At 69.9% G+C, this 19,191-nt stretch carries 19 protein-coding genes and 1 tRNA gene; 10 read left to right on the top strand and 10 right to left on the bottom strand.

All coding sequences use genetic code 11. From position 1 onward, the window contains the following. Window positions 1-11: 11 nt before the first annotated feature. Both E2493_RS17215 and E2493_RS17210 read right to left on the bottom strand, forming a co-directional pair. Complete coding sequence (locus tag E2493_RS17215; RefSeq protein WP_135089318.1) at window positions 12-866, bottom strand: ABC transporter permease; 855 nt, start codon at window positions 864-866, stop codon at window positions 12-14. Beyond that, complete coding sequence (locus E2493_RS17210; protein WP_135089315.1) at window positions 859-1,785, bottom strand: ABC transporter ATP-binding protein; 927 nt, start codon at window positions 1,783-1,785, stop codon at window positions 859-861. The genes E2493_RS17215 and E2493_RS17210 overlap by 8 nt, the downstream gene beginning before the upstream one ends. A 183-nt stretch (window positions 1,786-1,968) precedes the next feature. Here E2493_RS17210 and E2493_RS17205 point away from each other — a divergent pair, with 183 nt between their 5' ends. The 6 genes from E2493_RS17205 (at window position 1,969) to E2493_RS17180 (ending at window position 8,496) form a co-directional block, all read left to right on the top strand. Further along, window positions 1,969-2,490 (top strand): papain-like cysteine protease family protein, encoded by a 522-nt coding sequence (locus tag E2493_RS17205; RefSeq protein ID WP_135089312.1) that lies wholly within the window; start codon window positions 1,969-1,971, stop codon window positions 2,488-2,490. Between the two features lie 164 nt (window positions 2,491-2,654). Continuing rightward, window positions 2,655-2,963: a hypothetical protein gene (locus E2493_RS17200; RefSeq protein WP_135089309.1), complete on the top strand. Its 309-nt coding sequence runs from the start codon at window positions 2,655-2,657 to the stop codon at window positions 2,961-2,963. Window positions 2,964-3,033: 70 nt separating this feature from the next. Next, window positions 3,034-4,089 carry a TOMM precursor leader peptide-binding protein gene (locus E2493_RS17195; protein ID WP_135089306.1) on the top strand — a complete coding sequence of 352 codons (1,056 nt, stop codon included), beginning with the start codon at window positions 3,034-3,036 and terminating at the stop codon, window positions 4,087-4,089. Then, a complete protein-coding gene (locus E2493_RS17190; protein ID WP_135089303.1) occupies window positions 4,089-5,423 on the top strand; it encodes a YcaO-like family protein in 1,335 nt (444 codons plus the stop codon). Before E2493_RS17195 ends, E2493_RS17190 begins: the two co-directional genes overlap by 1 nt. Beyond that, complete coding sequence (locus tag E2493_RS17185) at window positions 5,420-6,229, top strand: SagB/ThcOx family dehydrogenase (RefSeq protein ID WP_225421557.1); 810 nt, start codon at window positions 5,420-5,422, stop codon at window positions 6,227-6,229. The genes E2493_RS17190 and E2493_RS17185 overlap by 4 nt, the downstream gene beginning before the upstream one ends. After that, complete coding sequence (locus E2493_RS17180) at window positions 6,226-8,496, top strand: hypothetical protein (protein ID WP_135089300.1); 2,271 nt, start codon at window positions 6,226-6,228, stop codon at window positions 8,494-8,496. Before E2493_RS17185 ends, E2493_RS17180 begins: the two co-directional genes overlap by 4 nt. Here the strand turns inward: E2493_RS17180 and E2493_RS17175 are convergent. From E2493_RS17175 to E2493_RS17155, 5 genes are all read right to left on the bottom strand, one after another. Continuing rightward, a complete protein-coding gene (locus tag E2493_RS17175) occupies window positions 8,493-9,053 on the bottom strand; it encodes an AAA family ATPase (RefSeq protein ID WP_135089297.1) in 561 nt (186 codons plus the stop codon). The genes E2493_RS17180 and E2493_RS17175 overlap by 4 nt on opposite strands. A 137-nt stretch (window positions 9,054-9,190) precedes the next feature. Beyond that, window positions 9,191-9,688 carry a hypothetical protein gene (locus E2493_RS17170; protein WP_135089294.1) on the bottom strand — a complete coding sequence of 166 codons (498 nt, stop codon included), beginning with the start codon at window positions 9,686-9,688 and terminating at the stop codon, window positions 9,191-9,193. A gap of 157 nt (window positions 9,689-9,845) precedes the next feature. Further along, complete coding sequence (locus tag E2493_RS17165) at window positions 9,846-10,961, bottom strand: S8 family peptidase (RefSeq protein WP_225421556.1); 1,116 nt, start codon at window positions 10,959-10,961, stop codon at window positions 9,846-9,848. 124 nt (window positions 10,962-11,085) lie between these two features. Then, window positions 11,086-12,633: an alpha-N-arabinofuranosidase gene (locus E2493_RS17160; RefSeq protein WP_135089288.1), complete on the bottom strand. Its 1,548-nt coding sequence runs from the start codon at window positions 12,631-12,633 to the stop codon at window positions 11,086-11,088. A 111-nt stretch (window positions 12,634-12,744) separates the two neighbouring features. Beyond that, a tRNA-Gln gene (locus E2493_RS17155) sits at window positions 12,745-12,818 on the bottom strand. A 166-nt stretch (window positions 12,819-12,984) separates the two neighbouring features. On the opposite strand from E2493_RS17155, the gene E2493_RS17150 reads away from it, so the two are divergent. The 4 genes from E2493_RS17150 (at window position 12,985) to E2493_RS17135 (ending at window position 16,479) form a co-directional block, all read left to right on the top strand. Then, on the top strand, window positions 12,985-14,046 hold the full coding sequence (locus E2493_RS17150; RefSeq protein ID WP_135089285.1) for a Ppx/GppA phosphatase family protein: 1,062 nt from the start codon (window positions 12,985-12,987) through the stop codon (window positions 14,044-14,046). Beyond that, window positions 14,043-14,705, top strand: a complete 663-nt coding sequence (locus E2493_RS17145) for an RlmE family RNA methyltransferase (RefSeq protein ID WP_135089282.1) — start codon at window positions 14,043-14,045, stop codon at window positions 14,703-14,705. The genes E2493_RS17150 and E2493_RS17145 overlap by 4 nt, the downstream gene beginning before the upstream one ends. A gap of 69 nt (window positions 14,706-14,774) precedes the next feature. Continuing rightward, a complete protein-coding gene (locus E2493_RS17140) occupies window positions 14,775-15,086 on the top strand; it encodes a DUF6665 family protein (protein WP_135089279.1) in 312 nt (103 codons plus the stop codon). Window positions 15,087-15,156: 70 nt separating this feature from the next. Further along, the gene (locus E2493_RS17135; protein ID WP_135089277.1) at window positions 15,157-16,479 is read left to right on the top strand and encodes an alpha/beta fold hydrolase; all 1,323 of its coding nucleotides are present in this window, start codon (window positions 15,157-15,159) and stop codon (window positions 16,477-16,479) included. A gap of 111 nt (window positions 16,480-16,590) precedes the next feature. Here the strand turns inward: E2493_RS17135 and E2493_RS17130 are convergent, their stop codons facing one another. The 3 genes from E2493_RS17130 to E2493_RS21360 all read right to left on the bottom strand — a co-directional run. After that, window positions 16,591-17,340: a DsbA family protein gene (locus E2493_RS17130; RefSeq protein WP_135089274.1), complete on the bottom strand. Its 750-nt coding sequence runs from the start codon at window positions 17,338-17,340 to the stop codon at window positions 16,591-16,593. Then, window positions 17,327-18,727: a M48 family metalloprotease gene (locus E2493_RS17125; protein WP_191993017.1), complete on the bottom strand. Its 1,401-nt coding sequence runs from the start codon at window positions 18,725-18,727 to the stop codon at window positions 17,327-17,329. The genes E2493_RS17130 and E2493_RS17125 overlap by 14 nt, the downstream gene beginning before the upstream one ends. A gap of 192 nt (window positions 18,728-18,919) precedes the next feature. Further along, window positions 18,920-19,191: hypothetical protein (locus tag E2493_RS21360; RefSeq protein WP_167737600.1), on the bottom strand; the 272-nt coding region annotated here is incomplete at its 5' end.

Genomic DNA, 19,191 nt, shown 5'->3' with positions numbered 1-19,191 from the left:
GACCTTGGCCGTCAGTTGATGTCCTGACGGCGGAAGCTGCCGAGCGTCAGCAGCATCAGCCCGCCGATCCAGGCCGCCATCGCCATTGCGGACGTGGCCCAGCCGAGCGCGACCACGCCGGTGCGGGGGAAGCGGGCTTCGAACGCTTTGCCCTCGACGATCCAGCTGCCCAGATTCTCGAGATGATAGCCGGGGAGCACCTGGTAAAGGCCCCAGATCAGCCGCGGCGCATAGACGGAGAGCAGCGGCGCGAAGGCGGTGAAGGTCTGCTCGGCGGTGCCGATCACGATTGCGATCACCACCGCGGCGATCATCGAGCGGGTGAGGATCGCGGCCAGGCTGGTGTAGGCGATGGTGAGCAGCACCGGCGCGATCGTCACCGCGGCGCGCATGCCGTGCTCGTGGAGGATGGCCGCCGGCGTGATCCCCGGCGGGATGGCGTCGCCGGTGAGATGGTCGCTGGCCCAGGTGAGTACCACCGAAAGCAGCGCGGTGAACAATACGGCACCGTAGAGCAGGAGGAGCACCATCGCATATTTCGCCGCGATCAGCGCCGGCCGGCGACGGTGGAGCACGACCAGTTTCCAGGTGTTCCAGCCATATTCGCCGGCGAAGACGACCGCGGTGAACGCCGCGATCAGGTAGCGCCCCAAGGTGTGCGGCGGCACGTACCAGACCGCCGCCGTATTCTCGATCCACTTGGCGGTGGAGGGTGTGCCGGGGCTCTCCGGAAGCGCCCCGGACAGAGCGACCGCAATGGCGATCGCGAAGAGCAGGATGAAGCCGACCGGATAGATCCAGATGAGGAACCAGGTCGCGCGGTGGCGCGAGAATTTGAGCAGCTCGGCCGAGACCGCGTCAAGCATCGGGATCCTCCTGCGTGATCGAGAGGAAGACCTCCTCGAGGTTGCGGCGCTCCGGCGCGAGCCCGAAGACGTCGACTCCGGCGCCGACCAGGCGCCGGACCACCTCCGGCGCCTCCTCCTGGGTCGCCGCCACGCGGATCGCGCCGCCGTCCGGCTCGACCGCCCAGCGCCCCTCCAGCGCCGATTGAGCCATGGCGAGCGGCGAGGCCTCGATCCGCAGGCCTTCGTCCTGGCGCAGCAGCTCGGCGATCGTCGCCTCGCGCACGATCTCGCCCCGGCTGATGATCGCGACGCGGTCGCAGACCTGCTGGACCTCGTGCAGGAGATGGCTGGACAGGAAGACCGTCTTGCCCTGCTCGTCGCAGAGATTGCGGATCAGCATCCGCATCTCCTGGATGCCGGCTGCGTCGAGGCCGTTCACCGGCTCGTCCAGGATCACCAGATCGGGATCGTGGAGCAGCGCGGCGGCGACGCCGAGGCGCTGGCGCATCCCCGTGGAATAGCCTTTCACCCTGCGCTCCGCCGCATGGGCGAGGCCGACCTGCTCGAGAAGCGGGTCGATCCGCGCGTCGGCGCCCTCGCCGCCATGGGTGCGGGCCAGCACCTGCAGGTTCCGGCGTCCGGAGAGAAAGGGATAGAAGGCGCCGCCGTCGACCAGCGAGCCCACTCGGCGAAGCGTGCGCGGATTGGAGCGGAGCGCCTCGCCGAACAGCCGGACTTCGCCGCCGGTCGGCGCGATGAGCCCGAGCAGCATGCGGATGGTCGTGCTCTTGCCTGCCCCGTTTGGTCCCAGGAAGCCGTAGACCTCGCCCGCCCCGACCGAGATCGAGACGTTGCGGACCGCATGGACGCCGCCCCTGCGTCCGCGATAAGTCTTGCTGAGATCGACGAGCTCGACGACCGCGCCTTCGGATTCCATCAGCGGAGCGTCCCCCTCGCCTGCGATGGACAGGATGTGTCACGGGCGGAACGGACAGGCAAGGCGCAATCCTGCCCCACTCGGGCGCGGCAGGCGGCCGGCAGGCACCGCGTGCCGTGACCTCGCTGGACTTGTCCGACCGCCGCGCGCAGCCTTTCCCGCGCGAGTCGGAGAGGGACGCCGATGCACTGGGGACGGCAGCGCAGTCGAAAGCGGGCCGCGCCGGACGCACGACCGGAGACCTGGCTGCGGCTGGACATCGCCGTCGAACCTCAGAGGCGCCGCCACGAATGCTGGGCCGCGGTCGCCAGCGCCGTGTCCCGGCACTATCGCGGCGCCGGCGGGCTCGATCAGGATGCGGTCGTTGCCGCGGTCGGGCTGCCCCCCAACCGCTTCTGCGACGCAGGCCTGGCGCTCGCCGCGGCCGGAGTGCTGGCGGGGCAGCGTGACGAAGCGCTCACGATCGTCGATCTGGAGCGGGAGATCGCCGCCGGGCGGATCGTCGTGGCGCGGATCCGCTGGTCGTTCGGCGGCGGCCACCTCGTCGCCTTGTCAGGCCTCTCCTCGATCGGCCGCGTCTCGCTGCACGACCCGCGCTACGGCCCGTCCATCTGGAGCCACCGCGACCTCGTCGAAGGCCGCTACCGTACCTTCGGCCGCTGGACTGGCAGCTACTTCACTGCAGGTAGTTCATTGATATCATGATCTTAGACAAACTGCAGAAGTGAAGAGCCAACAACATTAAAATGCCGACCGATTTATGGTTGACCGGCTGCTTCATCTCCTCTTATCCTTCCGGCTCCGCCATGTTCCCGCAGTCGCGTATGGTCGCCGGGGAAGCGAGATTAACTCCACAATGGAGATAAATCATGGCAGAGGACGGCTTCGACACCCAAGACTTCGACACGCCGATCACGGAATTCCTTGACGGTCCTTCGGCGGATCGTCTCACCGCGAAGGCCAAGACCCTGATCGAGGGGGATCTCGTCGCACTCGCATGGCGCAACAGCACCGAGCGGACCGAGACGCTGAGCTGGCGCGACATCGTCTCGATCGAGGATGCCTTCAAGGACCATCCGTTCCGTGGCGACGCGAACTCGGAGACCGTCGGAGCGAGCTGCTGCTGCACCTGCACGCCGGCGTGCTGCTGCACCGCCGCCGCGGTCGTGACCTGCTAAAAAGCGCGCGAGGAGGGGCGGCGCGGCCGCGCCGCACCGCCCGCCGAGCTCAGGGAAAGCGTTGCTCCGCATGGCTGAGACTCGCCCGCCCCTCCTGCGCCTGCTGCCCTTCCAGCTCATCCGCCGCCCCGAGGGGCTGATCGTCCGCCGCGGGATCGAGCAGCTGCTGCTCGGCGGCGACGAGGCGGCCCTGGTGCTCGAGACGATCGTCACCGCCTTCGAGCACGGCCCGACCACCGCCGAGGCTGTCGCGGGATTGTTCGCCGAGCCCGATCGGCCGCAGATCCTTGCCCTGCTCGCCTATCTCGAAAGTCGCCGGATCCTGGTGCCCGCGGTCGGGAACCTGTCCGAAGCGGAGGAAACGGAGACCGACCTGCTCTACTGGCAGTTCCGCCAGGATCCGGAGAGCAGCGGCCGGCGGATGGCGAGCCTGCGCATCGCCATTGCCGGGGTGAACCGCATCGGCCTCAGGATCGCCGAGACGCTGGCCGCAGTCGGCGTCCAGACGATCGACTTCGTGGACGATCCGATGCTGCGGGGCGATCCTGTCGGATGCACCGACGCAGTGAACGTTCTGGGTCGCGTAACTCCCGCCGCTCTCTGGGAGAAGCAGGTCGCCGACACCAGGCCGCACTGCCTGGTCGCAGCCTCGGATTTCGGCGGCCAGCAATTGCTCCTGCGCTGGAACCGGGTCGCGCACCAGCACGACGTGCATTTCCTCCCGGTGACGATCGAGGAACTGATCGGCTACGTCGGCCCCTTCGTCGTGCCCGGCGAGACCGCCTGCCTTGCATGCCTGCGCGCGCGCCAGAACGCCAATCTGGTCAACTCGGCCGACCGGCGCCTCGCCGAGGCGCAGGCGCACCGCGGCCAGCACGTTTCGGTCGGGCATCCGGCGCTGCTCGCGATCACCGCCGAGATCGCGGCCTTCGAGATCCACCGCTTCTACGCGGCGCTGCCGCAGTGGCGGGTCGGCCATCTGATCGAGTACAATCTGTTCGGTGCCTCGATGTCCCGGCGCCGGGTCTTCAAGGCGCCCCGCTGCGCCGTGTGCAGTCCGCTCCACGAGGCCGTACCGGTGAACCAGCGCAAGATGGTCCCGATGACGGCGCTGATGAACCGCTGATGGGCTACCAGCCGGCACCCGCATCGCTGCGCCGGCTGCGCGACATGTTCGACGATCTCGTCGATCCCCGGGTCGGCATCATCCAATATGTCTCCGAAAACGCCAAGGAGGCGGGGGCGCCCGATTTCTTTCGCTATGCGGCCCGCGCGAGCGACACCAAGGCCTTTTGCCCGCAATCCAATTTCGACGTCGCGAGCGCGGCCGCGGCGACTCGGGAGATGGCGCTCGCCAAGACGCTCGGCGAGGCGGTCGAGCGTTATTGCGCAGCGATCTTCGATCCCGCCGAGCTCCCGATCTGGTCGCGCCTGGAGGCGCCCTTCCCCTGCGTTGATCCGGCCTCGTTCGCTCTGTTCGCGCCGGACCAGTTCGGCACTCCCGGCTTCGTCTTCGAGCCGTGGCACGACGGCACGCCGCTTCGCTGGACGATGGCGCGCGACCTCGTCACCGGAGATGCCGTCGGCGTGCCCGCCTGCTTCGTCTACGTTCCCTATTTCTTCGATCGCGCCGCCGGCGAGGTGCCGATCGCCCAGCCGATCTCGACCGGCCTCGCCTGCCACTGCAGCATCGAGGAAGCGACGATCGGCGGCCTGTGCGAGGTGATCGAGCGGGACGCCTTCACACTCACCTGGCAGGGGCGGCTCTCGCATCCCCGCATCGAGCTGTCCTCGCTCAGCGCCGCGAACCGCGACCTGGTCGGCCGCCTCGCCGCGGCCGGCTATCGGGTCGATCTGATGGATGCGACCACCGACTCGCTGATCCCCAGCATCGTGGGCACGCTGCGCAGCCTCTCGCCCTGCGGGCTGCCGCTCGTCGTCGCCGCCTCGACCTCGGTCGATGCCGAGGATGCTGTCGGCAAGTGCCTCGAGGAGCTCGCCCACACCGAGCGCTACATGTGGCAGCTGCGAAACACGACGCCCGACGTCCCGTTCGTCGCGGGCCACACCAACGTCGTCGATCAGGTCACCCATCTGCGCTTCTGGAACGATGCGGAGCGCCTCGCGCTGGCGCGATGGCTGTGGGCGTCGGACCGGGTGATCGACTTTGCCGATCTTCCAACCACGCACAGCGGCTCACCTGCCGAGTGCCTGCAACATCTCCTGCGACGGATCACCGAGACCGGCCACCGCCCGCTGGCCGTCGATCTCTCCACGCCCGACGTCGCCGAAGCCGGGCTGCGGGTCGTCCGGGCCATCATCCCAGGGTACCATCCGCTGCACATGGGCCACATCGTCAGGGCACGGGGCGGCGAGCGGTTGTGGACCGTGCCGCAGCGCCTCGGTCACCGGCCCGTCGAGCCCGGCGGGGACAATCCCTACCCCCATCCCTTCCCATGAGCCGTCCGCTGGACATGTCCCGCTGGGAGCGGGCCGCGATCGGGCAAGGCGCCCCCGATCTTCTGTGGGAATGGTTTCACGAGAATTCGAAGACCGGCCGGTTCGATCCCTTCCCGACCAACGATGCGGTCGTCGCCGAGATGCAGGCGCGGCTCGAGTCGCTCGATTATGCGAGCTACCCGCTGGTTGCGCTGCCGCAGACGCGGACGCCGCTCGCGGCGCCGCTCGACGAGGTGCTCGCCGCGCGCGAGTCGGCACGCGGCATGGCGCCGGGGCCGGTCACGCTGGAGCAGCTCGGCTCCCTGCTGTTCTGGGCCTATGGCGTCACGCGGGACAATGTCGGGACCGTGCATCCCCGCCCGTTCCGCACCATCCCGTCCGGCGGCGGCCTCTACCCGCTCGAGCTCTATTTTCACTCGAGCCATGTCGAGGGGCTGGCGCCAGGCCTCTACCATTATTCGGCCGCCCATCATCACCTTCGCCGCCTCGCCGCCGGGGATCATGGCGATCGCATCGCCGCCGCCCTGGTTCAGCCCGAGCTCGCCGCCAGCGCCTCGATCGTCTTCTTCGTCACTGCGATGTTCGAGCGCAGCACGTTCAAATATCGCGACAGGGGCTATCGCTTCGTGTTCCTCGAGGCGGGCCATCTCGGCCAGAACCTCACGCTCGCCGCGATCGCCATGGGCCTCAAGGCGACCAGCATCGGCGGCTTCTTCGATCGGGACGTCGACAAGCTCCTGCACATCGACGGGATCAATCACTCGTCCATCTACCTCTGCGCCGTCGGCCACCCGGAAGAGCCGTGACGTACGGGCGCGAGCGCGATCGTCGCCGCACGATCACGCGGCACGCGGTCCCGCCGAAGGCCTCGCTCGTCTCCCCATCGAACCTGGCGGCGCTGCGCATTGCGCTGGAGCGGCAGGGACCGCCCGGAACCTTGCTCGTCGCGGATCTGTGGCTCGGCGCCTGGCAGGGCCAGTCGCTCGCCCGCCAGTTCGCGGCCCAGCTCGGGCTTCCTGAGCCGGATGCGGTCCAGCCGCTCGCAGCCCCCAATCTCCGGCCGGGAGCAACGCCGGACTATAGCGACACCGTCGCGCGCGTGGTCGACGCCGAGACCAGCGGAGACCGCCTCGTCACTGCCGCCCTCGACAACGCGCTGCGCCTGATCGAGGCGGCCGACGCCGAGCGCGAGCCGGCGGTCTTCGTGATCATCCTTCCGGCCGTAGATTCGCCTGGCTGGGAGCGAGAGGATCTTCTCTTGGCCCGCTTCCTGGCGGAGGCAGCGCGCGACGGCCCTCATCGGCTGGTCCTGGCCAGCTTTGGCGGCGGGCAGGCGCCGCCGGGCTGGGAGCTCACGCCGCTCCCCGCCCGCCCGCTTCCACCGCCCCCGCCTCGCCCGCCTGAGCTCCTCGCCCGGATCCCCGGGCCGATCTCGCCGGCGGACGCTGCCACGCTCGCCCCGGACGCGCGCCCCGACGAAGGGATGTTGCTTCGCGGCGGCGCGTTGCTCGTGGAGCCCGCCGCGCGACAGGGGGCGACGCCCGCCGGCGCCCATCGGGCGATCGCGGCGGCGAGCGACGGCTGGCTGCGCGCCTATGCCTTGCTGCGACACGGTCCGACGGCGAACGACGTCCCCTTTCTCTGCGCGGAGGCAGCGCAGCGGTTCGCGGAAGGCGGCTACGGCATCGCGCGCCGGCTGCTCGAGGCGGCGCGGAGTGCTGCGAGCGGCGTCGTCACGCCGGCGGCGGTCGAGCTCCAGCTCCAGGGAATGCGGATCGCGCTGATGGATTTCGAGGCTGCGGCGGCGGCCGCCGATCCGGATCCGCGTCTCCCGACCGCCCTGCGCGGCGTGCTGCTCCAGTGCAAGGCCTGGGGCCTGGTGATGACCGGCGAAGCGGAGCAGGCGGAGCCGCGCTTCTCCGCCGCGATCGAGCTGCTGAAGAGCGAGGTGCCGGAACGGCAGTTCCTCTACCTGCTCAACATCGCTGCCTTGAACCGGCTCCGGCTCGGCAGGATCGACGACGCGCTCGCGCTCGAATGCGCGATCGAGCAGAGTCTCGCCGGCCTGGAGCGGCCCGATTGGCACCTCGTTTACATCAACTGCCTGAACCTCTCGCGCCTCTACCGGCGGCTCGGCGACGTCGAGCGGGCCGCGGCCTATGTCGACACGGCATTCGCCGGCACGCTCGGGCTGCGCTCGGTCAGCGATCTCGTCTATCGCAACGTCTGCCGCGCCCAGATCGACTGCCAGGCTGCTCGCCGCGAGGAAGCATTCCTCGGCTGGTTGCGGGCGGCGCTTCACTGGGCCGCCGGCGAGGTCCCCGAAGCGCTCGCGCCGCGCGTCGCACGCGCCATCCTCGGCGCGCCCAGCGCCCCCGCACCCGAGCGCCTCGCCGAAGCCGTCGCGGCCGCCCTGCTGCGCCAGCTCGGCGCGGCTGCGAAGGCGGCCGGGATCGACGAATGGCAGGAGGGCGGAGAGCCCGGAAGGCCTCCCGTCTTCACCGGCGCGCCGGATCTGCCGCCCGGCGCGATCGCGGCGGGCGCAAGCGGCTGGGGCGTGCTGGCCTCGTCCGCTCCGCTGGCGCCGGCGTGCCGCGGCCCCGAATTCGATCGGCTCGGCGCAGCGCTCGGCGGCTACATCGGCCGCTGCGCACCGGAGGCCGCCGGAGCACCGACCTACGGGATCGATACCCGCGGGGGAACCGAGCTTCCCCGCACCGCGGCCGAGCTGCTCGAGAGCGGGTGCCGCTACGAGGCGTCCAGCTTCGTCTTCGATGGCCGCCGGCTGACGCTGACCGATCCGGAGCGCCGGCGGCTGCGCCTCTCCCGCCGGGTGCGGCTCGGCGACGGGCTCGATCGCATCGCCCGGACCCCGCACGGCTTCGAGGCGCGGTTCAAGCGCTATCGCCCGCCTTACCCCCTCGATACCGCCGCGCTTCGCCTGCTCGATCGCATCGACGGCGGCAGCACCGTAGCGGAGGTCGCGATCGACGGAGCGGACCTGGGGGAGCAGGCGCTCGCATTGCTCGACGCGCTGGAGGCCGCGGCGGTGATCAAGGTGGAGCTCGGCTAAAACGCCGCCTCGGCCTCGCGTGCCAGGATCCGCGAGACGAGTTCGGCGACGCCGATGCCGTCATTGTCGATCCACAGGCCGTCCGCGCCGAGATCGGCCTTCATCCACGCGCCGAGGTCTGCCCAGCGGTCTGGGCCTGTCTCGCCTCTTTCGGCGCGGCGTCGCGCCACCGTCTCCGGGGACGGCGAGAGGACGACCAGCCGCAGCTTGTGGCGGCGAAGCCTGCGCCGGTAGAGATCGAGCATCTGCCGGGCGACGACGACATAGTCGATCACCGGCACGAAGCCCGCGCAGGCGAACGACCGCGCGAGCAGGCATTGGTGACGCAGGTTGAGCGCGATCTGCGCGTGTGATTCCGCTTCCGGCGCTTCGCCCGGTCCGACGGCGCCGCCCGCGACCATTGCCTGCAGGAGGTCTCCGTCGATATGCGCCGCCCGCGGCAGGCGTCGCGCGAGCGCGCGTGCCGTGGTCGATTTCCCGCTGCCGGGCAATCCGGTGACGATCCAGACGGGAGGCGCCGCGCCGCCGGCGGCGTCCGTACCCCTCAACGCCGGCATCAGAACCGCCTGCCGAACCACAGGCTAAGCCTGCGCATCGTCGAATCTCCCCCCAACCTGGGCCGGTGGGAGGATGAACCTCGATCAGCGTCCGCGCAATCGCGCGATCGCGCTCGCGCCCTTTTCGAAAGCCGCCTTCAGCGCGCCGAGAAGACGATCGGGCACTCGCCGCCGGGAAGCTCCGGCGACGGCCCGAGCCGCTCGGCCACGGCGAGCAGCTTGCGGGTGTCGCCGGCCGCTTCGGCGCCCTCCAGCGCGGCATCGGCGGTCTCGGCGCAGATCGCGTCGGTGGTCGCGTCGGCGCCATATTCGTTGGCGAGCGCGGTGGTGAACCGGTCGTAGGCGCTCTCGCCTGCCGCGCCGTAGCCGGCCGCGAACTGGGCGCGGAGCACGGTGTTGGCCGCCTGCAGCGTCGTCCTGTTGCCGCTGACGAATGCATTGTAGGGCGCCAGCACGTCGATGCCGATCGCGCGGCAGCGCAGGCTCGCGACCATCAGCCGCGACTGCAGATCGCGCACCTTCGCGGCGGCCGCCTGCTCGTTGTTCCAGCACCCCATGTCGGCCTGCGCGGCCTGGGCCGAGCAGAGCGACGCGGCCGCCAGCGCGGCGGCATATCGCTTCGTGAAGATGGTCATGAAAGCCTCCCGATCCGCACGGGAGTCCATCCCCATGCGCCTCGGCCGAGAGTCTCACCGCACGGTAAGCAGGAGGTTTCAGGACATGGTTAAACCATTGGGAGCAGTAGTTTTCCTGAGCGCCAGCCACGTGAAAGCCACAGCGCGGCCCTGGCGCTCAGGAACGATCGTCCGCTGCGCCGCCCGACGCTCCGGCGGCGAGCTGCGTCCGGGCGAGCCGCATCGCCCGCGCCACGTTCAGCATCCCCGTCCCGCTGACCGGATCCGCGCCCGGCGCGCCGAGATCGACTGCGCTGTCGAGCAGAAGCGTCGCGAGCTCCGGTCCGCGCAGCTGCGGATAACGCTCCAGCAACAGGGCGGCCGCGCCGGCCACGAACGACACGGCGTAGGACGTGCCGGAGACCTTGGCGCAGCTCCGCCGACCGCAATTGGTGACGAGATTCTGTCCGGGCGCGACCAGATAGCGGTGCTCGGCACCCGTCGCCTTGCTCGCCCAGCGGGCGACGCGACCGGACGGAGTGGTCGCGCCGGCGATGACGATCGAGCCCGCAAAGCGCGGATCGGCCGCGTAGCGCGCCGGCCATGAGGGTTCCGGGTCACCATGATTTCCGGCGGCGGTCACCAGCAGCGCGCCCGCCTCCACCGCGCGGACGAGCGCTGGCTCGATCTGGCTGAGCCGGTTCGGCGCCTCCAATGGCAGCGCGATGATGCGCGCGCCTTGCTCGACGGCATAATCGATCCCGCGGGCGAGATTGGTGCCGTTGATGCGACAGGCCTTCGAGCAGCTGCCGGCGGTGTCGACCCGGACCGAGAGGATCGTCGCGTCATAGGCGACGCCGAGGGAACCCCGGCCGTCATGGCGGGCGGCGAGCAGGCTCGCGGTCTGTGCGCCGTGGCGCGCGCCGCCGTCCTCGCCCCGATCGGCCACGACGTCGATCGACTTGTCGGAGAGGCCGGCGAGGAGGTCGGTCCCGGCGGCGCTGACGCCGGTGTCGATGAGCGCCACGGTCACGCCCCTGCCGGTCGCGCCCTGGGCATAGGCCGCGTCGGCATCGATCGCCCCGATCCCCCAGTTCAGCGCGCGCTCGAGGCTCCGGCGGCTCGGAGGCGCTGCACGCGCCGCGCGGGCGGCCGGTGCGGCCGCATGCGAACCGGCGGGGCGCGCGGGCAGCGCTCCGGTCGGGGCAAGCACCAGCGAGGCGCCGACCAGGCTGCGGAGAAGAAAAACAAGGCTGCCGCGCCGCCGCGAGAGCCGGGAAGCGAAACTCGTCACCATTTGTGTCCTGAGGCGCCGCCCCGAAGGGCGGCGCAAAACCTGCCGAACAGGTAGGCCCGGTGACTAAGTGCTTGTAGTTACCTCGTATTCTTACGGCCAAACGGCACGAATGTGCCCCTGATCATTCGATCGCGAGCATCACCAGCGATTTGGGCGGAAGCGACGCCCGGAGCGTGCCGCCGCTCAGGCTGGCGCCGTCGAAGGCGCGCGGCGTGACCGCTTCCGGCCTGCCGAATTCGTTCGTCGCATCCATCCTGTCGGCAGTGAGGATCGTGCCGGACACACGGCTCCCCGGGACGGCGATGTCGAGGCTGGCGCCCCGGTTCGGATCGGCGTTGACCAGCGCGACGTAGAGCTTGCCGTCCCTGCCGCGGGCCGCCGCCGCATCGACCGCCGGAAGCACCCATTGATCCTTGGAATACCAGGGCGAGTTGATCTCGACCGGGATGGCGGTCGCGTCCTGGAACGGGATGTACATCTTGAACGCGTGATAGGTGGGGGTCAGGACCATCTGCGCGTCGCGCGTCAGGATCATCGCCTGGAGGACGTTCACCATCTGCGCGATGTTCGCCATCCGCACCCGGTCGGCATGGCGCGAGAAGATGTTGATGTTGATCGCGGCGAGGATCGCGTCGCGGAGGCTGTTCTCCTGCTGGAGGAAGCCCGGGTTCGTGCCCGGCGTCGGATCGTACCAGGTGCCCCATTCGTCGAGCGCCAGGATCACCTTCTTCTCGGGATCGTATTTGTCCATGGCCGCCGAATGACGGACGATGAACTCGTCCATCATCCGCGTCTTGGCGAGCGTGCGGGCCCAGGCCGCCTCGTCGAAGCCGGTCGCGGGTCCCTTGTGGGCCCAGTCGCCGGGCAAAGTGTAGTAATGGACGCCGATACCGTCGACGTTCTTGCCGGCCTCGCGCATCATCACGTCGGTCCAGTGATAGTCGCCGCTGTTGGCGCCGCTCGCGATCTTCAGCGTCCTGGTACCGGCCGGAACCTTGACGAAGGTGCCGTAGCGCCGGGTGAGGTCGGCGGCATATTCCACCCTCATGCTGCCCCCGCAGCCCCAGAGCTCGTTGCCGAGGCCGAAATAAGGCAGCTTCCACGGCGTCTTGCGGCCGTTGCGGGCGCGCAGCTCGGCCAGGCTGCCGGCCGGCGCGGTCATGTACTCGACCCACTCCGCCATTTCCTGCGGCGTGCCGCTGCCGACGTTGCCGGAGACATAGGCCTCGGCGCCGATCATTTCGGCGAAATCCATGAACTCGTGGGTGCCGAAGGCATTGTCCTCGGTGACGCCGCCCCAATGGGTGTTGATCTTCACCGGCCGCTGGCCGCGCGGGCCGATCCCTTCGCGCCAGTGATATTCGTCGGCGAAGCAGCCGCCCGGCCAGCGCACCAGCGGCACCTTCAGGTCCTTCAGCGCCTGCACGACGTCGTTGCGATAGCCACGCGTGTTGGGAATGCGGCTGTTCGGGCCCACCCAGATGCCGCCGTAGATGCCGGTGCCGAGATGCTCGGCGAACTGGCCGAAGATGCGGCGGTCGATCACGGGGCCCGGCCGGTCGGCGTTCACCGTCACCGTCACCGCGTGCGGCGTGGCCGCGGGCTGCTGGGCAGCGGCGGGGATCGCGCCGGCCGTCATCAGTGCCGCGAGGACAATCGTCCGGATCATTGCTGCCCCCTTTCGCGCATGGCCTTCGCAAGACGGCTAACCGGCAAAGCGGGCGAAGTTCAAGCCGCCCCGGCGGGCAGAGGGCGCGCGATCGGCGATTTCAGGGGGAGCTGGATGCCCGACGTGGATTCGAACCACGATTGACGGAGTCAGAGTCCGTAGTCTTACCATTAGACGATCGGGCAGCGCCGGGGCGGCAGATAGGGGGCTCGCCCGAGGCGGTCAAGGGGCCAATCGGCGCTTCCGTGATCCTACGGAGGCCTGCCTTGCCGAACCGCACCCGGCCATGTACCAAGGTGGCAAGTCAGGCGCGGCACCCGCCGCTCCGCAAGAGAAAATAAGAGAATACGCATGGCGCAGCAGGCCGCTTCGGCTCCGCTCCCGCCGGCAGCAGGCCCGGCGCCGGCGGACAACAGACCGCCCTCCGCGCGGTACGGCGCCCGCACGGCCCGCCAGACCTATGGCGCGCTCGATCTCGGCACCAACAACTGCCGCCTGCTCATCGCCCGCCCCTCCGACGACGGCTTCACGGTGATCGACGCGTTCAGCCGCGTCGTACGGCTCGGCGAAGGGCTGGCCGCGAGCGGCAAGATCAGCGACGCGGCCCAGGACCGCGCGATCGCGGCCCTCGCCGTCTGCGCCGACAAGCTCTGCCGCCGCCGAGTCACCCTCGCGCGCTCGGTCGCGACCGAGGCCTGCCGCCGCGCCGCCAACGGCCGCCATTTCATCGAGCGGGTTCGCCGCGAGACGGGGATCGTGCTCGAGATCATCTCGCCCGAGGAGGAAGCGCGGCTCGCGATGCTCGGCTGCCATCGCCTGCTCGAGCCCGGCGACGGCCCCGCACTGATCTTCGACATCGGCGGCGGCTCCACCGAGCTCGTCCTCGTCGATACCGACGGCGACGCCACGCCGCGGATCAAATGCTGGTGGAGCGCGCCCTGGGGCGTCGTCTCGCTGACCGAGAGCGAAGGCACCCAGTTCAACGATGCCGCCGAGCGGCTCGCCGCCTACGGCCGCATGAAGGAGCGGGTCCGCCATGCCTTCCGACGCTTCTCGGAACTGCTGCCCGCATCCAAGGAGAATATCCGGCTGATGGGGACGAGCGGCACCGTGACCACCCTCGCCAGCGTCCACCTCGCCCTGCCGAGCTACGATCGCCGGGCGGTCGACGGGCTGATGGTACCTGCGGATTCGATGCGCGCCGTGAGCGGGATGCTCTCGCAGATGAGCCATCAGGAGCGTTCCGCCCTGCCCTGCATCGGCAACGAGCGATCGGACCTGGTGGTCGCCGGCTGCGCCATTCTCGAGGCGATCATGGACATCTGGCCGGCCAGGACGCTCGGGGTCGCCGATCGCGGCATCCGCGAGGGCATCCTGCGTTCGCTGATGGCGCGCGACGGGCACACGCCATGAAGGGCAAGACGCGGGTGAAAACCGCGAAGGGGCGCAAGATCGGCTCGACCAAATGGCTCGAGCGGCAGCTCAACGATCCATACGTCAAACGCGCCAAGGCGGAGGGCTATCGGTCGCGCGCCGCGTACAAGCTGATCGAGCTCGACGAGCGTTTCCACTTCCTCAAGGGCAATGAGCGCGTCGTCGATCTCGGCATCGCGCCCGGCGGCTGGACCCAGGTGGTCCGTCAGCGGCTGCCGAAGTCGAGCGTCGTCGGCATCGATCTTCTCCCCACCGATCCGATCGACGGCGCCGTGATCCTGCAGATGGACTTCCTGGCGGAGGACGCGCCCGAGCGGCTGCGCGAGGCGCTCGGCGGCCCCGCCGATCTCGTCCTCTCCGACATGGCCGCCAACACCGTCGGCCATCCCCAGACCGACCACCTGCGCACGATGGCGCTGGTCGAGGCGGGCCTGGAGTTCGCCAGCGAGGTGCTCAAGCCCGGCGGCGCCTTCATCGCCAAGGTGCTGGCCGGCGGCGCCGACAACAATCTGGTCGCGGAGCTCAAGCGGCGCTTCACCACCGTCAAGCACGCCAAGCCTCCGGCAAGCCGCAAGGGCTCGTCCGAATGGTATGTCGTCGCCCAGGGGTTCAAGGGGCGCGGCGACGAGGACGCCTGACCGGCTGCGCTTGCCGTCGCGCCGCTCCGACCACATCTGGGAGGCTCGTACCGCCAGACGAGCCCGCGCATGTCCTTTCGCCCACCGTCTTCGATCTCCGCCACCCCCTCGCCGCGCGACCTTGCCGGGCTCGAGCTCGACATCCTGGCGGAGAAAGCGGGCACGCTCGGCCAGGCGGGACGGCTGATGGAGCAGAAGCTTGCGGCGCTGCGCGCGGCGGAGCCCGACCAGGAAGGCCGCGACGCGCTTCGCCGCGAGGCCGCCGACGCCGTCCAGGCCTATTTCATCCAGCGCGAGGCCTGCGGCATTCGCCGCCACCAGGACGCGATCGCGGAATATCGGATCCCCAGCGAGGTGCTCGCGCGTCTCGGCGCCCGCTAGCAGCGCGATCGCGCAATATTAGCAAGACGAGACAATCGTCTTTGCGGGGACCGCGGCTAGTCTCCCGGGGATGCGCCACCCTCTTGCCTCCACTGCCCTGCTCGTCCTCGCCGGGCTCTCCACTGCCGCCGCGGCGCAGACCTTGCCGCGCCGGGCCAGCCTCGGCATCGCCATGGCGAGCGGCGCCAATGCGCCGGAAGGGCCGCCGCTCGTCGATCGCGTCCTGCCCGGCCAGACGGCCGAGCGCCTCGGGCTGCGCCAGGGCGATCGCATCGTCGCCGCGGGCGGCAAGCCGGTGGCGCGCAGCCAGGACGTCGTCGCTTATGCCTCGGGCCTGATCGCCGGCGATCCCGTCGAGCTTCGCGTAGACCGGGGCGGCAAGGCGGTGCGGCTGCGCGGCAAGGCGCTCGGCCGGCCCACCGAGAGCTTCGCCGGGGGCGAGACGGTTTACGGGACGGTGCCGTTCCGCGGCGGGCAGCTGCGCGACATCCTCGTCACTCCGAACGGCGTCGCCAACCCGCCGGTCGTTTATTTGATCCAGGGCTTCACCTGCACCACGGTGGAATCCCCGGCGGACGGACCCTACCACCGGCTGGGCGAGGAGCTGATCCGCCGCGGCATCGCTTATTATCGGGTGGAGAAGCCGGGCGTCGGCGACAGCGCCGGCGGCCCGCGCTGCGTCGACACCGGCTATGAGGTGGAGCTCGACGCCTTCCGGGCCGCCTATCGCAAGCTGGCCGAGAGCTTCGGGCAGGACCGCATCTTCATGCTGGGCCATTCACTCGGCGGGCTCGAGGCGCCGATGCTGGCGGCCGAGCAGCCGCCGCGCGGGGTCGCCGTCTACGGGACGGTGCTTCGCAACTGGGCCGATTACCATCATGACGTCGACGTCTATCAAGCCTATCTGCTCACCGGCGCCGACCCCGCCGCCGAAGCCGACCGTGCCGAGCGCAACCGCCGGCGGCTTGAGGCTTTCTATCTCGAGCGTCGCGCCCCGGCCGACATCATTCGCGACGATCCAGCGGCGGCGCAGGCGCTGCGCGACGTCCTCGCCTGGGACGGCGGCGAGCGCGTCTTCGGGCGGCACTACAGCTTCGCGCAGGACCTGCCGCACCAGCCGCTGATCAAGGCATGGCGCGACGCCAGGACCAACGTCCTCGCGCTCTACGGCGAGTCCGACGTGGTTGCGCTGTTCGACAGCGACCATCGGATGATCGCCGATATCGCCGACTTCCATCGGCCCGGAACCGGGCGCTACGTCGAGATCGCCGGAACCGATCACGGCATGACCCTGGTCGGGAACCGCTCGGAGCTCCGCGCGAAGGCCATCGCGGCGGGGTCTCCGCCCGACGGCGAATTCAACCCGCGCATAGCCGAGGTGCTGGCTGATTGAGTGATCGAGTCGATGGCGAGGCCGCCGGTGCGGACGCTGCCGGCGAAAGCGCGGCCCACCGCCTGAAGGCTCCTTGATGGTCGGCCGCGGCGCCTGCGCGCGTCGGCTTCCTCAGCTCTCGCGCGCCTCTCCGACCGCCTTCTTGAGCTCGTCATAGCCGACGGCGCCGTGCAGGACTCGGTCACCGACGATGAAGGTCGGCGTGCCGCTGGCGTTCAGCGCCTGGGCGAGCTGGAAGTTCTTGCCGAGCTCGTTCTTCGCCTCGGCCGAGCCCGCCATTTCGGCAATGCGCTGGGGGGAGACGCCGGCGGCCGCGGCGGCCTGGTTGATCGTGCTCTCGCTCGGCCGGCCGAGGGCGTAGAGACGGTGGAAATAGTCGCGGAAGCGGCCCTCCTTGGCGGCGGCGAGGCTGACCTGGGCGGCACGCTCGCTGTCCGGCCCGAGCACCGGCCATTCGCGCCACACCACCTTCAGCTTCTTGTCCTCGGCGAGCAGCCGATCGACATCCGCATTGCTCTTCCGGCAATAGCCGCAGGCATAATCGAAGAACTCGACCAGGACGACGTCCGCGTCCTGGGCGCCGGCCCAGGCGCCCGCGAATGGAGTCTCGTAGGCGGCACGGTTCGCCGAAACGATCTTGCCCGCCTCGCGCTCCTGGAGGCGCTGCATCGCCTCGGGAATGACCTCGGGATGCTCGAGGAGATAGGCACGGACCGTCTCGCCGACTTGCTCGTCGCTTGCCGTGCCGCCCCGCCCCTGGACCCAGAGGGCCATGGCGGCGCCGCCGATGACAATGCCGAGAACGCCTGCCGCGAGGCCGGTCTTCACTCCACCCGGCCTGGCCGGCTCAACGGACGCCATCGCTGCCTTTTCTCTTCTCGGTCTCCACCGCGGTGCGGGAGACCATCGCAATGTCCTGCGCCCTGATCCAGTCGGAGCTGCCGGTCGGGATGCTCTGGAGCGCCTGCTCGGCATTGGCAAGCGCGAGACGCGGCTGGTTCTCGAGATTGTAGCGCTCGGCGGTGGCGAGCGCCGCCCGGCCGTGATCGCCCTCGCGATCGTAGACGATGCCGAGCTGGTACCAGGCGAACGGATTGCTGTTGTCGCGGCCGATCGCCGCCTTCAGCACCGATTTCGCCTCGATGAAATTGTCGGGCTTTTCGGTGGCGATCAGCGCGTGGCCGAGCAGCGACGAGATCAGGGGCTCGTTGGGCGCGTAGCGAACCGCCTGGCGCAGCGATTCCAGCGCCTCCTCGGGCCGGCCGGATTCGAGCAGCACCTGGCCGCGCAGCTCGAGGAAATAGGGGTCGTTCGGCTGGGTCTTGAGCAGACTGTCGACCTCCGCCAGCGCCTTCTCCGGGAAGGCGGTCTTGTGCCACGCATAAGCGCGCGCATAGCGGGCCGGGACGGTCTTGTTGGTCTCGGGATAGAGGGCCAGCGTGCGCTTCGGATCGTCGACGAAGCCGGCCAGCTTGGCCTTCACGCGCTGGAAGCGGGCCTCGAGCGCAGGGTCGCTCGGCTTCTCCCAGGCCGGATCCGAATGATAGACCTGCTCCAGCGCCTGGATGCGCTCGCCGGTGAGCGGGTGGGTGCGCGCGTAGCTGTCTTCCTGCGGAATGGCGTAGCGGAATTCCTGGTTCTGCAGCTTCTTGAAGAAGCTCAGCGAGCCCTTGCCGCTGATCCCGGCCTTGGTGAGGAAGCTCGCGCCGGCCTGATCGGCCGAGGATTCCTGCGTGCGGGTGAAGGCCAGGAACTTGCCCATCGCCGCCTGCTGGCCGGCCGCGATGATGCCCATGCCCGCGTCTCCGGATCCGGCGGCGAGCGCGGCGGCGCCGAGCACCATCGACAGGATCATGATCCCCGTCGCCATCTTCACGCCCTCGTTGAAGCGAAGGACGTGGCCGCCGGTGATATGGCCGAGCTCATGGGCGATCACGCCCTGCACCTCGTTGGCGCTCTCGGCGGCGGCGATCAGGCCGGAGTGGACGTAGACCACCTGCCCGCCCGCGACGAAGGCGTTGATCGACCCGTCATGGATGAGCACAACCTGCACGTTGTCGGGGCTCAGCCCGGCCGCTTCGATCAGCGGCTTCGACATCTCGTGGAACAGCGCCTCGGTCTCGGCGTCGCGGAGGATCGACTGCGCCGCGGCCGGCTGCATCGCGAACGCGAAGCTGAGGCTGAGCAGCATCAGCAGCCGGACGAGGAAATGGCCGCGGCCGGGACGGGGTGAGCGGACTTCAGGCATGGTCGTCCCTATCGCTGCGAGGCCCTTAACGTCAGATGAGCGTCCCGCCCCGTGACTGCAGGCTGAACCAGCGCGACAGGGGAATCAAGCGCGCGGCGGTCCGCCTGCGCCTGATGCGAAAGGAGGTGGAAGCGACGCTCGCTTCCACCTCCTCAGCGTTTCGATCGCGCGGCGCGGCTGCGCGCCGCCGGATCAGTTCCCGAAGGTGCGCTGCCACCAGCCGCGACGCGGCGGTCCCGCCGGGGCCTCCGGCTCAGCTTCGGCCGGCGCCGGATCGTTGGCCGCCTCCGGAGTGGGCTCGGCTGCGGCAGGGGCCTCGGGGCCGGACGACGGCGCTTCGGCGGCAGCGGACTTTCCGCGGCCCCTGCGCGCGCGCTTGGGCTTGGCGGCAGCCTCCTCGGTCTCCGCGGACGCCTCGGCGGCCGGCGCTTCCGCCGGCGCCTCGGCGGCTTCGGCCGGCTCGG

Source organism: Sphingomonas parva (ex Maeng et al. 2020) (assembly GCF_004564275.1).
Lineage (GTDB): Bacteria > Pseudomonadota > Alphaproteobacteria > Sphingomonadales > Sphingomonadaceae > Allosphingosinicella > Allosphingosinicella parva.
Note: the sequence above shows the minus strand (reverse complement) of the source record. Positions and strands in the feature narration are given on the sequence as shown.

Coding starts and splice junctions, on each gene's coding strand:
- E2493_RS17215 (WP_135089318.1), bottom strand. CDS start 866: ATGCTTGACGCGGTCTCGGCCGAGCTGCTCAAATTCTCGCGCCACCGC.
- E2493_RS17210 (WP_135089315.1), bottom strand. CDS start 1,785: ATGGAATCCGAAGGCGCGGTCGTCGAGCTCGTCGATCTCAGCAAGACT.
- E2493_RS17205 (WP_135089312.1), top strand. CDS start 1,969: ATGCACTGGGGACGGCAGCGCAGTCGAAAGCGGGCCGCGCCGGACGCA.
- E2493_RS17200 (WP_135089309.1), top strand. CDS start 2,655: ATGGCAGAGGACGGCTTCGACACCCAAGACTTCGACACGCCGATCACG.
- E2493_RS17195 (WP_135089306.1), top strand. CDS start 3,034: ATGGCTGAGACTCGCCCGCCCCTCCTGCGCCTGCTGCCCTTCCAGCTC.
- E2493_RS17190 (WP_135089303.1), top strand. CDS start 4,089: ATGGGCTACCAGCCGGCACCCGCATCGCTGCGCCGGCTGCGCGACATG.
- E2493_RS17185 (WP_225421557.1), top strand. CDS start 5,420: ATGAGCCGTCCGCTGGACATGTCCCGCTGGGAGCGGGCCGCGATCGGG.
- E2493_RS17175 (WP_135089297.1), bottom strand. CDS start 9,053: ATGCCGGCGTTGAGGGGTACGGACGCCGCCGGCGGCGCGGCGCCTCCC.
- E2493_RS17170 (WP_135089294.1), bottom strand. CDS start 9,688: ATGACCATCTTCACGAAGCGATATGCCGCCGCGCTGGCGGCCGCGTCG.
- E2493_RS17160 (WP_135089288.1), bottom strand. CDS start 12,633: ATGATCCGGACGATTGTCCTCGCGGCACTGATGACGGCCGGCGCGATC.
- E2493_RS17150 (WP_135089285.1), top strand. CDS start 12,985: ATGGCGCAGCAGGCCGCTTCGGCTCCGCTCCCGCCGGCAGCAGGCCCG.
- E2493_RS17145 (WP_135089282.1), top strand. CDS start 14,043: ATGAAGGGCAAGACGCGGGTGAAAACCGCGAAGGGGCGCAAGATCGGC.
- E2493_RS17140 (WP_135089279.1), top strand. CDS start 14,775: ATGTCCTTTCGCCCACCGTCTTCGATCTCCGCCACCCCCTCGCCGCGC.
- E2493_RS17135 (WP_135089277.1), top strand. CDS start 15,157: ATGCGCCACCCTCTTGCCTCCACTGCCCTGCTCGTCCTCGCCGGGCTC.
- E2493_RS17130 (WP_135089274.1), bottom strand. CDS start 17,340: ATGGCGTCCGTTGAGCCGGCCAGGCCGGGTGGAGTGAAGACCGGCCTC.
- E2493_RS17125 (WP_191993017.1), bottom strand. CDS start 18,727: ATGCCTGAAGTCCGCTCACCCCGTCCCGGCCGCGGCCATTTCCTCGTC.